13 protein-coding genes are annotated in these 13,913 nt (G+C 61.3%); 5 read left to right on the forward strand and 8 right to left on the reverse strand.

Features of this window, described 5'->3' with window-relative positions; translation table 11 throughout:
- The first annotated feature begins 28 nt into the window (after nt 1-28).
- A complete protein-coding gene (locus C2U30_RS13885; protein WP_103243945.1) occupies nt 29-712 on the forward strand; it encodes a response regulator in 684 nt (227 codons plus the stop codon).
- Between the two features lie 4 nt (nt 713-716).
- On the opposite strand, the gene C2U30_RS13890 is transcribed toward C2U30_RS13885, so the two are convergent.
- Nucleotides 717-1,844: a multidrug effflux MFS transporter gene (locus C2U30_RS13890; protein WP_103243946.1), complete on the reverse strand. Its 1,128-nt coding sequence runs from the start codon at nt 1,842-1,844 to the stop codon at nt 717-719.
- Nucleotides 1,845-1,936: 92 nt separating this feature from the next.
- On the opposite strand from C2U30_RS13890, the gene C2U30_RS13895 reads away from it, so the two are divergent.
- On the forward strand, nt 1,937-2,761 hold the full coding sequence (locus C2U30_RS13895; protein ID WP_103243947.1) for an AraC family transcriptional regulator: 825 nt from the start codon (nt 1,937-1,939) through the stop codon (nt 2,759-2,761).
- Here C2U30_RS13895 and C2U30_RS13900 read toward each other — a convergent pair.
- Entirely contained in the window at nt 2,691-2,924 is a 234-nt protein-coding gene (locus C2U30_RS13900; RefSeq protein ID WP_041214189.1) for a hypothetical protein, read from the reverse strand. The genes C2U30_RS13895 and C2U30_RS13900 overlap by 71 nt on opposite strands.
- Before the next feature lie 282 nt (nt 2,925-3,206).
- Here C2U30_RS13900 and C2U30_RS13905 point away from each other — a divergent pair, with 282 nt between their 5' ends.
- Nucleotides 3,207-4,457 (forward strand): valine--pyruvate transaminase, encoded by a 1,251-nt coding sequence (locus C2U30_RS13905; RefSeq protein ID WP_103243948.1) that lies wholly within the window; start codon nt 3,207-3,209, stop codon nt 4,455-4,457.
- A gap of 72 nt (nt 4,458-4,529) precedes the next feature.
- Here the strand turns inward: C2U30_RS13905 and C2U30_RS13910 are convergent, their stop codons facing one another.
- Nucleotides 4,530-4,970, reverse strand: a complete 441-nt coding sequence (locus C2U30_RS13910) for an Hsp20 family protein (protein ID WP_010672292.1) — start codon at nt 4,968-4,970, stop codon at nt 4,530-4,532.
- 94 nt (nt 4,971-5,064) lie between these two features.
- A complete protein-coding gene (locus C2U30_RS13915) occupies nt 5,065-5,478 on the reverse strand; it encodes an Hsp20 family protein (RefSeq protein WP_010672291.1) in 414 nt (137 codons plus the stop codon).
- A 256-nt stretch (nt 5,479-5,734) separates the two neighbouring features.
- On the opposite strand from C2U30_RS13915, the gene C2U30_RS13920 reads away from it, so the two are divergent.
- Entirely contained in the window at nt 5,735-6,505 is a 771-nt protein-coding gene (locus tag C2U30_RS13920; protein ID WP_103243949.1) for an MBL fold metallo-hydrolase, read from the forward strand.
- Between the two features lie 85 nt (nt 6,506-6,590).
- Nucleotides 6,591-7,556 (forward strand): GlxA family transcriptional regulator, encoded by a 966-nt coding sequence (locus tag C2U30_RS13925; protein ID WP_103243950.1) that lies wholly within the window; start codon nt 6,591-6,593, stop codon nt 7,554-7,556.
- Nucleotides 7,557-7,659: 103 nt separating this feature from the next.
- Here C2U30_RS13925 and gyrB read toward each other — a convergent pair whose 3' ends face one another.
- The 4 genes from gyrB to dnaA all read right to left on the reverse strand — a co-directional run bounded on the left by gyrB (nt 7,660) and on the right by dnaA (nt 13,731).
- On the reverse strand, nt 7,660-10,071 hold the full coding sequence (gene gyrB / locus C2U30_RS13930) for a DNA topoisomerase (ATP-hydrolyzing) subunit B (protein WP_042016138.1): 2,412 nt from the start codon (nt 10,069-10,071) through the stop codon (nt 7,660-7,662).
- Nucleotides 10,068-11,171, reverse strand: a complete 1,104-nt coding sequence (gene recF / locus C2U30_RS13935; protein WP_010672287.1) for a DNA replication/repair protein RecF — start codon at nt 11,169-11,171, stop codon at nt 10,068-10,070. The genes gyrB and recF overlap by 4 nt, the downstream gene beginning before the upstream one ends.
- Before the next feature lie 2 nt (nt 11,172-11,173).
- Nucleotides 11,174-12,277, reverse strand: a complete 1,104-nt coding sequence (gene dnaN, locus C2U30_RS13940) for a DNA polymerase III subunit beta (RefSeq protein WP_103243951.1) — start codon at nt 12,275-12,277, stop codon at nt 11,174-11,176.
- 83 nt (nt 12,278-12,360) lie between these two features.
- Entirely contained in the window at nt 12,361-13,731 is a 1,371-nt protein-coding gene (gene dnaA / locus C2U30_RS13945; protein WP_039040645.1) for a chromosomal replication initiator protein DnaA, read from the reverse strand.
- Between the last annotated feature and the right edge of the window lie 182 nt (nt 13,732-13,913).

Consider the following 13,913-nt stretch of genomic DNA (forward strand, 5'->3'; position numbering starts at 1 on the left):
CCTTTTCAATCAGCAAACGGGAGGCTGAATGGCTCACATACTGGTCATCGACGACGAGGCGGCCATCCGCCGTTTTTTGCGGATCAGCCTGATCGCCGAAGGACATCAGGTGAGTGAGGCGGTCGGTGTCACCGAGGGGGTGGCGCAGTATCGCCACCTCAACCCCGACCTGGTGATCCTGGATCTGGGCCTGCCGGACGGTGATGGCATGCAGATCCTGCACGCCATCCGCGAACATCACGCCAATCCCGTGCTGGTGCTCTCGGCGCGGGACTCGGAGCAGGAGAAGGTGCGGTTGCTGGATGCGGGGGCCAACGACTACATGAGCAAGCCGTTCGGCGTCGGGGAGATGATGGCCCGTATCCGGGTGCTGCTGCGCCAGCGGGTCGGCGCCACCAGCGGCGAATGTCGCCACTTCCCCCACTGTGGCCTGACCCTGGACAGCAGCAGCCACAAAGTCACCCTGCAGGGCGAGGAGATCCCCCTCTCCCGCAAGGAGTTCGCCCTGTTGCAGGCGCTGGTGTGCCACCCCGGCAAGCTGGTGCAACAGACCCAGCTGCTCATCGACATCTGGGGGCCAAGCCACAAGGAAGATACCCACTACCTGCGCATCGTCATCGCCAGTCTGCGCAAGAAGCTGGGAGATAACCCCCAGCAACCCACGCTGATCGAGACCGAATCCGGCATCGGCTACCGCTTTATCGGCAGCTGATGTTTCACGTGGAACGACGCCAACCGCAGCACAAGGCCAGCAGACCGCAACCACCGAGCAGCAGACCGAGATCCTGCAAGCTGGCTGCAACCGCCAGCCCCAGGCTGAGCAACAGGTAGTAGCCAAGCCCGAACAGGGCACCGGCACTACCCGCCACCTCCCGATAGGCCAGCAGCGCCTGGCTCAGCACATTGGGGATCGCCAGTCCGAACGCCACCACCACCACCATCATGGGCAACAGGAACCAGAGCGATGCCTGACTGGCCCACACCAGCCAACTCGAACCCGACGCCAGCACGGCGGCGAGCCGTATTAACGAGGCAGGCGTCCAGCCACGGCCCAGCAGGCACTTGTTGAGCAGGCTGCCCACCAGGGTCGCCAGCGCCAGCACGATGCCGGAGTAACCAAACTCCCCCGCGCTCAGCCCCAGACCGGCAAACAGAAACGGCGCCAGGCTGTAGTAGCCGAACAGCATGGTGTTGAACAGCGCCACCAGGGCGGCGCTGCGCCACAAGCCGGTATCACGCACCATCCGGCAGGCCAGCGGCCAGAGTGCGACCCTTTGGGTGGTGGCCGGGCGGGTTTCCGGCAGTTGCCAGCAAGCCATCAGCAACAAGCCGATTGCCAGCGCCAGCAGGGCGCCGAATACCCCGAGATAACCCAAGCCATCAGCCAGCAGGCCACCGCTCACCAGCCCCAGCACAGGACTCAGGGAGAGCGCGATGCCCATCACCGAAAAGACCCGCGCCAGATCGCTGCCCTGATAGCTGTCGCGCAGCATGGTCTGGGTCACCACGGAACCCACGGCGGCGCCGAAGGCCGCGATGACCCGGGCCAGCAGCAGGGTTTCAAATTGAGTGGCCAGCAACGCCAGCAGGGTGCCGGCGCCATAGGTCAGCAGCCCCGCCAGCATGGCGGGACGCCGCCCGATGAGATCGCACAACCTGCCCCAGCAGACCACGCCCGCCGCAAACGCCAGAAAATAGACCGACAGGGTCTGGGACGCCTGCCCCTCGCTCACCCGAAACTCAGTGGCGATATGGGTCAGCACCGGGCTGTAGATGGTCTCCACTATCTGGGGAAACATCATCAATCCGACCACCAGCCAGCGCGGTGGCAACCTGTTGTTCATGACACACCTCCTTCACAAGAGGTCGCCATTCTAGAGAGGGATAACATGTCCGATTACAATAAGGCGGACTATAAACAGCAAGAATAGGACACATGGCCTTTATTCTTCCCGATCACCCCTTTGATCCGGACCAGCACGACGGTAGCGCCATCGGTATTGCCGCCGCCCTCGGCTGGCACGACTCCGGCCGCCATCAGCACCAGCGCCACCAGCTGCTGTTCGCCCAGGCAGGCTGCATGACCATAGAGCTGGACGATCAGGTCTGCCTGCTGCCGCCGACGCGAGCGGCCTGGTTGCCAGCAGGTCTGCCCCACCGGGTGTTGATGCGCGGGGTAGTGGCCTATCGCTCCCTCTACTTCCAGCCGGAGCCCGCGTTGCCAAACGAGATGGCGGTGCTGGCCGTCAACCCGCTGCTGCGGGAGATCATCGAGCGGATGGCGCTCTGGCCCTGGGACAAGCCGGAAGCAGAGCAAACCTGCACACTGGCATTATTGAAAGAAGAGCTGGCGCAAGCGCCGCGGGAATCCTGGCAGTTGCCGCTGCCGTCAGACGGGCGTCTGATCGGCTGGCTGCAGGAGATAAAGCGGGGTGACACCCTGCCCGATCGGCTCAACCGGCTGGCCGAGCGGGTGGGTGCCAGTGACAAGACCATAGGCCGCATCTTCATGCGAGAGACCGGCATGAGCTACCAGGCCTGGCGCCAGCAGTGGCGACTGCTGCGGGCCATGGAACTGCTGGCCGAAGCCGAGCCCATCAGCCGGGTGGCCGCTGCCCTGGAGTTCGCCAGCGACAGCGCCTTCATCGCCTTCTTCAGGCAGCACACGGGGCAGACCCCCTTGCGCTACCTCAACTCTCGGGATGAGTCGCATCGGCAGAACTCGCCTCCACCACCAGGGTCTCCAGGGCCAGCGGCTTGAGGTTGTGGATGGCCTCTGCCACCACATCATGGGAGGCCTGCTGCTGCAAGGCCAGCATCTCCTGTTGCAGGGCGGCGCTGTCCAGCTCGGGTCTGGGGTTCTCGGCGGCCATGGCATTCAGGCTCAGGCTGCTGGCAATCAGGGTAGCGATCAGGATCTTCATCTGGCGTGCTCCGGTGTGGTTGAGATGACCAGATAGCTATTCCAATAGTTGTGCCAGATTTGTAACAGCATGATTTTATTGATATAAATAATTTTTTGATGCTGTCACACCCCTTCCTGAATCGAATGTTGGTTATTTTAAAACCTATAAATGGTTTTTTTACCACCTCCATCATGGCAACCCTGTTCCACGTGAAACGCCCCGTTTTTTTGATCGACACCCGCTTTTGAAGTGAGCTATGGTGCTAGCTCCCCCCTTAACTGACTCTGGATTTGCCACCGAATGGAATTCTCCTTGTTCGGCGAGAAGTTCACTCGCCACGCCGGTATTACCCAACTCATGGACGACCTCAATCAAGGGCTGCTGAATCCCGACGCCATCATGCTGGGAGGCGGCAATCCGGCCCCCATCCCCGCCATGCTGGAACGCTTTCAGGCCGAGGCCAATACCCTGCTCGACAACGGCGAACTGATCAAGGCCATGGCCAACTACGATGGCCCCCAGGGCAAGGACAGGTTCACCAGGGCGCTGGCCGCCCTGCTCAGCAAGGAGCTGGGCTGGGAGATCTCCGCCCGCAACATCGCCCTGACCAACGGCAGCCAGAACGCCTTCTTCTATCTGTTCAACCTGCTGGCCGGCGAGTTCGCCGACGGTCGCAAGAAGAAGGTGCTGTTCCCCCTGGCCCCCGAATACATCGGCTATGCCGACTCGGCCCTCTCGGACGATCATTTCGTCGCCTACAAGCCCACCATCGAGAAGCTGCCCGACGGCCAGTTCAAATACCACGTGGATTTCGAGAGCCTGCAGGTGGGCGACGACATCGGGGTGATCTGTGTCTCCCGGCCGACCAACCCCACCGGCAACGTGCTCACCGACGAGGAGATCGAGCACCTCGATCAGATCGCCCGTGACAAGGGGATCCCGCTGCTCATCGACAATGCCTACGGAGTCCCCTTCCCCGGCATCATCTTCAGCGACGCCAAGCCGTTCTGGAACGCCAACACCATCCTCTGTATGAGCCTCTCCAAGCTCGGCCTGCCGGGCACCCGTTGCGGCATCGTCATCGCCGACGAGAAGATCATCCGGGCCATCACCAACCTGAGCGGCATCATCAATCTGGCGCCGGGCAGCCTGGGTCCGGCCATCACCATTCCGATGATCGAGAGCGGTGACATCATCACCCTGAGCGAGCAGGTGGTGAAACCCTTCTACCAGCAGAAAGCCACCTTCGCGGTCCAGCTGCTGCGCGAGGCCATTCCGGATCCGCGCTTCCACATCCACAAGCCGGAGGGAGCCCTCTTCCTCTGGCTCTGGTTCGAAGACCTGCCGATCCACTGCCAGGAGCTGTATGAGCGACTGAAGGCGAAGAACCTGCTGATCGTGCCCGGCCACTACTTCTTCCCCGGCATCGACGACCCCGAGTGGCGCCACAGCCAGGAGTGCATCCGCCTCAACTATGCCCAGAGCGAAGATCTGGTGCGTCGTGGCATCGCCATCCTGGCCGACGAGATCAACGCCCTCTACACCGGTTGATTCCCCCTTCGGCATGAAAAAAGAGGCCTGCAGATGCAGGCCTCTTTTCTATCAGGTGGTCAGCGATGTTGTTTAACCGGGCAGTGCCAGCTGATCGGGTTTGCCGATGGGGATGGCACGGGGCTTGAGCGCTTCCGGCAGCTCCCGGGCCAGCTCTATGGTCAGCAGACCGTGCTCCAGCCTAGCCCCCTGCACTTCCACGTGCTGGCTCAGCTTGAAGGCGAGCTCGAAGTCCCGCTCGGCGATCCCCTGATGGAGGAATTGGCGCTCGCCCATGGTGGCGACCTTGCGCCCCTTCACCTTGAGGGTGCCGTTTTCGGTCTCCAGCTCCAGCTCATTGCGATCGAAACCGGCCACGGCAACCGTGATGAGGTAGCTGTCGTGATCCCGCTTTTCGATGTTGTACGGGGGGTAGGCCGAGGTCTTCTGATCGAACAGGCCTTCCAGCTCGCGGGCCATCCGCTCGAAGCCGACGGCATTGGAATAGAGATGAGAAAAATCGAGGTTACGCATGATCCTATCCTTCTATAAAGCAACAGGGTTTACTCTCCACGGGCCCGCCATCGGCACCCGGGAAACATCAGCAATGCAACGAGGTCAGAGGCTGTCAGCCGTTGATCTCGATCTTGCGGGGCTTCATCGCCTCGGGCACTTCGCGCACCAGGTCGATGTGCAGCAGACCGTTCTTCAGGTCGGCCCCCTTCACCCGCACATAGTCGGCCAGCTGGAAGCGACGCTCGAAGCCGCGTTCGGCAATGCCTTGGTAGAGGTAGTTGCGCTCGGTGTCGGCCTGCTTGCTGCCCTTCACCGTCAGCAGATTTTCCTGGAAGCTCAGCTCCAGCTCTTCCTGGGTAAAGCCCGCCACCGCCATGCTGATGCGGTAGTCGCTGTCACCCAGCTGCTCGATGTTGTAGGGGGGATAGCCGGCATTGCCATTGCTGGCGGCAGATTCGATGAGAGTGGCCAGACGATCGAAACCGATGGCAGAACGATAGAGCGGAGAAAAGTCGATAGAACGCATAGTATTACCCTCTTGTGAGCGATAACGGATTGTTTGCCCTCCTGATGGACGGGCGCCTGGTCGAAACCTCTGTCGAGCGTTCCGGCCTTGTTATCTATATAGGGGCCAGCATTTGGCTTTCAAGGGGTAAAAACAAAAGAAATGCAGGCCATCAAGAATGGCCCGATTAGATCGATAATAGGCCTGCGGGCCACTCATGATCCGTCCCTCATCCCTCCATACTGGCCGTGTCCCCAACGAGAAACCGGAGCACGCCATGAAGATTACCCAGGTTCGCAACGCCACCCTGCTCATCCACTACGCAGGAACCCGCTTCCTCATCGACCCCATGCTGGCCCCCAAGGGGAGCTACCCCGGCTTCGAAGGCATGGCCAACAGCCATCTTCGCAACCCCCTGGTCGAGCTGCCGCTGCCCATGGCGACCCTGCTGGAGGTGGATGCGGTGATTGTCACCCATGACCATCTGGATCACTGGGACGATGTCGCGAAAGCGAAGATCCCCAGGCACCTTCCCCTGTTCGTGCAGCATCAGAAAGATGCCGACACCATGAGGGGATGCGGCTTCGAGGATGTGCGCCTGCTGGGCGAGGTCGGCGAGTTCGCCGGCATCCGCCTGCAACAGACGGAAGGCCGGCACGGCAGCGATAGCATCATGGCCCTGCTGGGGGATCGCCTTGGCGAGGTCAGCGGAGTGGTCTTCTCCCATCCCGCCGAAAAGACCCTCTATCTGGCCGGCGACACCGTCTGGAATGCCCAGGTTGAACAAGCGCTGCACAGGCACCAACCCGAGGTTGTCGTCCTCAACTGCGGCGATGCCCAGGTGACGGGTCTGGGTGCCATCATCATGGGCAAGGAGGATGTGGCCGCCGTCTATCAGGCCGCCCCGCAGGCCACCCTGATCGCCAGCCACATGGAGGCGGTCAATCATGCCCTGCTGTCCCGGCGGGAGCTGCGCGACTACCTGGACAGCCAGGGGATGGCCGCCCGGGTACGGGTGCCCGAGGATGGCGACACCATGGTGCTCTGAGCGAGAGGCCGGGCACCACATGGCTCTTCGGCTTTCTGTTGCTGCCCCGTATGATGGGGATCCGAGTGCAAAGGAGTCTTCAACCATGCCCCGTCCTCTCATCGTCGCCGTCATCACCTTCGATCACTTCAGCCCCTTTCACTGCTCGGTGCCCTGCCTCATCTTTGGCGACAAGATGATGCCGGGCCAGTCGTTGTTCGAGCTGAGACTCTGCGCCGGGGATGACACGCGGCAACCCGCCTCCTCCCAGGGCTTTCGCATGGAGGCCGACTATGGCCTGGAGGGTCTGCTGGAGGCGGATATCATCATCATCCCCTTCTGGCGCGATCCGGCCGAGCGCCCCGCCCAAGCCTTGCTCGATGCCCTGGTTGCCGCCCGGATCAGGGGAGCCCAGATCGTGGGGCTCTGTCTCGGCACCTATGTGCTGGCCTATGCCGGCCTGCTGGACGGGCGCGGTGCCGCCACCCACTGGGAATTTGAACAGGAGTTCGTCCAGCGCTTCCCCCGGGTGCGGCTCGATACCAATGCCCTCTACGTCGACGACGAAGGGCTCATCACCTCGGCTGGCACCGCCGCCAGCCTGGACTGCTGCCTCTATCTGGTTCGCCAGCATCACGGCAGCCAGATTGCCAACAAGCTGGCCAGGCGGCTGGTGGTGCCTCCCCACCGGGAGGGTGGCCAGGCCCAGTTCATCGAGCAGCCGGTGCCCGCCACCACCCGGGATGCCAGGATCAACCAGCTGTTCGATCACCTGCGCCTGCACCTGGCCGCGCCCCACACCCTGGATAGCCTGGCGGAACATTGCATGATGAGCCGACGCACCTTTAGCCGCCGCTTCCAGCTCGCCACCGGTCTCTCCCTCGGGGAGTGGCTGATGGCGGAGCGCCTGCGCCGCAGCCAGACGCTGCTGGAGTCCTGCTCCCACACCGTGGAACGCATCGCCGAACTGGTGGGGCTCGGGTCTGCCACCATATTGAGCAAGCACTTTCGCGCCCGCTTCGGGGTGTCGCCGCGGGAGTGGCGCCGCACCTTTCGCGGTGACAGAGTCTAGGTCTAGGTCCCTCATGTTTCACGTGGAACGCGCCCTCTTCCTTGCCCCAGAAAACAAAAAGCCGCTCACGAGGAGCGGCTTTTGATGGTTGTCGGACCGTCTATTAGACGTCGAGGTTGGCAACCCGCAGCGCGTTGGTCTCGATGAAGTCGCGACGGGGCTCTACGGCATCCCCCATCAGGGTGGAGAAGAGCTGGTCGGCGCCGACCGCGTCGTCGATGGTGACACGCAGCATGCGACGGGCTTCCGGATCCATGGTGGTTTCCCACAGCTGCTCCGGGTTCATCTCCCCCAGCCCTTTATAGCGCTGGATGTAGATGCCACGCTTGCCTTCGCCCATCAGCCACTCGACCGCTTCAACGAAGCTGGCGACCGGCTTCACCTTCTCACCACGCTTGATGTAACCGCCTTCCTCGATCAGATTGGCGATCTCCTTGCCCAGGGAGACCAGCTGACGGTACTCGGAGGATTGCAGGAAGTCGTAGCTGAGCGGGTATTCGCGGTCGACCCCGTGCTGGCGTACCACGGCGTGGGGCACGAACAGGCTGCGCTCCTCGTCGCGGCGTACCTGCATCTGGTACTGGATGCCGTGGTTGCTCTCGTTGAGCACGGCCTCCATGCTCTGGCACCAGGCCTGCAGATCGCTCTCGCTGGCCAGCAGGGTTTCGTTCAACTCAGGCTGATAGATCAGCTGGGTCAGCACGGCTTCCGGGGCGCGACGGGACATGCGGGTGATCAGGTGAGTCACGGAGCGATGCTGGTTGACCAGACGCTCCAGCGCCTCGCCACCGATGGCCGGGGCAGATTCGTTGACGTGCAGGGTCGCACCGTCCAGCGCCATGGCGGTCTGGTACTGCAACAATGCGTCTTCGTCTTTCAGGTACTGCTCCTGCTTGCCCTTCTTCACCTTGTAGAGCGGCGGCTGGGCGATGAAGACATAGCCACGCTCGATGATTTCCGGCATCTGACGATAGAAGAAGGTCAGCAGCAGGGTACGGATGTGCGCACCATCGACGTCCGCATCGGTCATGATGATGATGTTGTGATAGCGCAGCTTGTCCGGGTTGTACTCGTCGCGACCGATGCCACAGCCCAGAGCGGTGATCAGGGTGCCCACCTCCTGGGAGGAGATCATCTTGTCGAAACGGGCCTTCTCCACGTTCAGGATTTTACCCTTGAGGGGCAGGATGGCCTGGTTCTTCCGGTTGCGACCCTGCTTGGCGGAGCCGCCAGCAGAGTCCCCTTCCACGATGTAGAGTTCGGAGAGCGCCGGGTCTTTCTCCTGACAGTCCGCCAGCTTGCCGGGCAGACCGGCGATATCCAGCGCGCCCTTGCGGCGAGTCAGTTCGCGGGCCTTGCGGGCCGCTTCGCGGGCACGGGCCGCATCGATGATCTTGTTGACCACGATCTTGGCGTCGCCCGGGTTCTCCAGCAGGAAGTCTGCCAGCTTCTCGCCCATCGCCTGTTCCACGGCGGTCTTCACCTCGGACGAGACCAGCTTGTCCTTGGTCTGGGAGGAGAACTTGGGGTCAGGCACCTTGACGGAGATAACGGCAATCAGACCTTCACGGACATCGTCACCACTGGCGGCGGACTTGGCCTTCTTGCTGTAGTCCTCCTTGTCCATGTAGTTGTTCAGCGTCCGGGTCAACGCGGTACGGAAGCCCACCAGGTGGGTACCGCCATCCCGCTGCGGAATGTTGTTGGTGAAGCAGTAGACCCCTTCCTGATAGGCGTCGTTCCACTGCATGGCGACTTCGACACCGATGCCGTCCTGCTCTGTGGTGAAGTGGAACACCTTGGGGTGAATCGGGGTCTTGTTCTGGTTCAGGTACTCGACGAAGGCCTTGATGCCCCCTTCGTAGCAGAAGTGCGCCTCGCGGCCGTCACGCTCGTCCATCAGACGGATGGAGACGCCGGAGTTGAGGAAGGAGAGCTCGCGCAGACGCTTGGCCAGGATCTCGTAATGGAACAGGGTGTCGCTGAAGATGGTCGGGCTCGGCCAGAAGCGGACTTCGGTCCCGGTGCCGGTGCTGTCACCAATCTGCTTGAGGGGTGCCTGCGGCTCGCCCAGGTGATAGGTCTGCTCGTAGACATGACCGTTGCGGCGGATGGTCAGCAGCAGCTTGTCGGAAAGCGCGTTCACCACGGAGACGCCCACACCGTGCAGACCGCCGGACACCTTGTAGGAGTTGTCATCGAATTTGCCACCGGCGTGCAGCACGGTCATGATGACTTCGGCGGCGGAGCGGCCCTCTTCCGGGTGGATGTCCACCGGAATGCCGCGACCGTTGTCGCGCACGGAGACGGAGCCGTCGGAATGGATCTTGACCTGGATATCGGAGCAGTAGCCAGCCAGAGCCTCGTCGATGGAGTTGTCGACGACCTCGAACACCATGTGATGCAGGCCCGATCCATCGTCCGTATCGCCGATATACATCCCCGGGCGCTTGCGGACCGCATCCAGGCCCTTGAGCACCTTGATATTCGAGGAGTCGTAAGTATTTTCACTCATAGCTTACTCTCTGCCTTCTCTAACGTTTCGGAGATCTTGCCTTGTTCCACGTGGAACAGCTTGCAGTCACTCGCATCCATCATGTCTGCGAGCTGACCGGTATCGATGGCGGTGATGAACACCTGGGACGCGCACTGCTTCAGCCTTGCGGCCAGCAGACGACGTTTGTCGACATCCAGTTCAGAGGCAAAATCATCAATTAAAAAAATACAGCCGCGGCTGCTATGTTGATTCAAATAGAGCCCTTGGGCCAGCCGCATGGCACAGACCAGCAACTTCAGCTGACCCCTGGACAAAATATCCTGCGCGGGCACGCCGTTCGCCTTGAGCCGCACGTCCGCCTTCTGCGGACCGACCCCAGTGTACCCCAGCGAACGATCCCGTTCGAACCCCGCCTCCAGCAATGCATCGAGGGGAGTGTCTTTTTCCCAGCCTCGATAGAATCCAAGACTGATATCGAACTCCGGCAGAAAATCTGCCGTCATCTCCTTGATCAGGGGCGTAATGGCCTGACAATAACTGGCGCGAAACCCCGCCAGCTCGCCACCCAGTCGCACCAGCTCCTGATCCCAGAATGCCAGTTGACGATACTGGGTGCTCTGGCGCAGCAAGGCATTGCGCTGCTTCAACAGCCGACGCACCCGCCCCCAGAGGGAGAAGAAGGTCGGCTCCTGATGGAAAACACCCCAGTCGAGCCAGGCCCGGCGAGCCTGGGGCCCACCGGTCAGCAGGCTGAAACCATCGGGGTGGATCAACTGTACCGGCAACAGCTCCGCCAGATCGGCCAGGCGCTGGGCCTGGGCACCGGCGATCTTGAGCTGGGTTTCGCCCCCCTTGTCCTTGGCAAGCCCGATGGGCACCTGACGCCCCTCCAGCTCGCACTGGGCAAACAGGGTAAAGGCCCGCTCGCCCTGGCGGATGACCCGCCCGGTCAAATGGGTACGAAACGAGCGGCCGAGACCAAGGTAATGAATGGCTTCCAGCACGCTGGTCTTGCCGCTGCCGTTGCTCCCGACCAGGATATTGAGGCCGGGAGACAGCGCGAGACTGGCGTGCTGAATGTTGCGAAAGTCGCTGAGCTGGAGTTTGACCAGGGACACGACTAGATCCGCATCGGCATCACCACATACTGGGCATCTTGGTTCTCAAAATCCTCAATAATGGCGCTGCTGATGGAATCGCTCAGGCTGATCCGGATTTGGTCACATTTTAACGTATTCAACACGTCCAGCACATAGGAGACGTTGAAGCCGATCTCCATCTCGCCAGCGGCGTATTGTACGTCAAGCAGCTCTTCGGCTTCTTCCTGTTCCGGGTTGTTGGCGGTGATGCGCAGCAGGTTTTCCTGCAGATTGAGACGCACCCCACGGAATTTCTCGTTGGAGAGGATGGCGGCACGGGCAAAGGCCTGGCGCAGATCCTCGCGACCGGCGATCAGGGCCTTGTCGCTCCCTCTCGGGATGACGCGGCGCCAGTCCGGGAAACGGCCATCCACCAGCTTGGAGGTGAAGATGAAGCCATCCAGGGCGGCGCGCAGGTTGCTGCGACCGATCTGTAGCCGCACCGGCTTGTCTTCCGCTTCCAGCAGGCGCACCAGTTCCAGCACCCCTTTGCGTGGCAGGATAACCTGATGATCGGGCAGCGATTCCGTTACCACTTCGCGGCGGCAGGTGGCCAGCCGGTGACCGTCCGTCGCCACGGTACGCAGGCCGTGTCCTTCGCTCTCGAACAGCATGCCGTTCAGGTAGTAGCGCACGTCCTGGCTCGCCATGGAGAACTGGGTCGCGTCGATGAGTTTTTTCAGCTCCAGCTGGCTGATGTCGAACTCGAGCACGGATTCCCAATCCTCGATGTTCGGGTATTCGGTCGCCGGCAGGGTCGACAGGTTGAAGCGGGAGCGGCCGGAACGGATGATGAGGCGCTCTCCCTCGGTGCTGAGACGGATCTCCGCCCCCTCCGGCAGACCGCGACAGATGTCCAGCAGCTTGCGCGCCGGCACTGTGGTGCGGCCATCCTGGCTGTCGCTGTTGAGATAGACCTGTCCGATCATCTCCACCTCGAGATCGGTCCCGGTCAGCGACAGCAGGCCATTGCTGACATCGAGCAGGACGTTGCCGAGGATGGGCAGGGTCGGCCGGCCACCCAGGGCACCGGACACCAGTTGCAGGGGACGTAACAGGGCCTCACGGCTAATTTCGAGCTGCATCTGTGCTCTCCGTTGTTATTGGGAGGAAAGGATTCGGATCAGGCTGGAACATGCAATCTGCATCTGTGCACTCCGTTCCGTTATCAGGAAGAAAGGGTACGGATCAGGTTGGAATAATCTTCCTTGATGTCGTGACTCTCTTCCTTCAGCTGCTCGATCTTGCGGCAGGCATGAAGAACCGTGGTGTGGTCACGGCCACCAAAGGCATCCCCTATCTCAGGCAAGCTGTGGTTGGTCAGCTCCTTGGCCAGCGCCATCGCCAGCTGGCGCGGGCGGGCAACGGAGCGGGAGCGACGCTTGGAGAGCAGATCCGCCAGCTTGATCTTGTAATACTCCGCCACCGTCTTCTGGATGTTGTCGATGGTGACCAGCTTCTCTTGCAAGGCCAAGAGATCGCGCAGCGCCTCGCGCACGAAGTCGATGTTGATGGCGCGGCCGGTGAAGTTGGCGTTGGCGATCACCCGGTTGAGGGCGCCTTCCAGTTCACGGACGTTGGAGCGAAGCCGCTTGGCGATGAAGAAGGCCACTTCGTCCGGCAGGTGGATCTGGTTCTCGTCCGCCTTGCGCATCAGGATCGCAACCCGGGTCTCCAGCTCGGGCGGCTCGATCGCCACCGTGAGTCCCCAGCCGAAGCGGGACTTGAGACGATCTTCCACCCCGTTGATCTCTTTCGGATAGCGGTCCGAGGTCAGAATGATCTGCTGGTTGCCTTCAAGCAGGGCATTGAAGGTGTGGAAGAACTCCTCCTGGGAGCGCTCCTTGTTGGCGAAAAACTGGATGTCATCGATGAGCAGGGCATCGACGCTACGGTAATAACGCTTGAACTCTTCAATGGCGTTATTCTGCAGCGCCTTCACCATGTCCTGCACGAACCGTTCGGAGTGCATGTAGATGACTTTGGCGTCTTTCTTGCGATCCTTGATGGCATTGCCAACGGCGTGCAGCAGGTGGGTCTTGCCAAGGCCAGTGCCGCCATAGAGGAACAGAGGGTTGTAGGCACCACCCGGATTGTCGGCCACCTGACGGGCGGCCGCACGGGCCAGCTGGTTGGACTTACCCTCGACGAAATTCTCGAAGGTATAGTTCACGTTGGTGTTGCTCTTGTGGTTTGGCTCGGGCTTGTTTTCGGCCTTGTTTTCCCAGCTCTTGGGAGAGTTATTCACAGGATCGACACCACGGGCCGGCGCCCTGGCGACCGCGACGGGATGAGGGCGATTGCCGATATCAAAACGCAGGGTGGGAGCGTCGGCTCCGCACAGCTCGTTGATGATGCCGTTGACCCGGAGCAGGTACTTGTCGCGTACCCAGTCCAGAACAAAGCGGTTCGGTGCATACAGGGTCAGAGTATTGTCACTCAACTCCGCTTGAAGCGGCCGGATCCACATGCTGAATTCTGCCGAGGGCAACTCATCTTGCAGCCGGTTAAGGCACTGCTGCCATAGCGAAGCAGTCACTCTAGACTCCCGTCAATTGATTAAGTAAAGACCGGCTATTCTACGTTTTTAGTGGCCGGATCTCCAGTTGCTGCCGCACGGATCCAGCAAATAAGATCCTTGACTTTCAAGGATCCAACGCCCCAGGATCCCATTTCATCCCCAAAGTTACCCACAGCCGGATATCGGCAATGTGGACAGAA

It is taken from the genome of Aeromonas sp. ASNIH5, assembly GCF_002902865.1.
GTDB lineage: Bacteria > Pseudomonadota > Gammaproteobacteria > Enterobacterales > Aeromonadaceae > Aeromonas > Aeromonas caviae.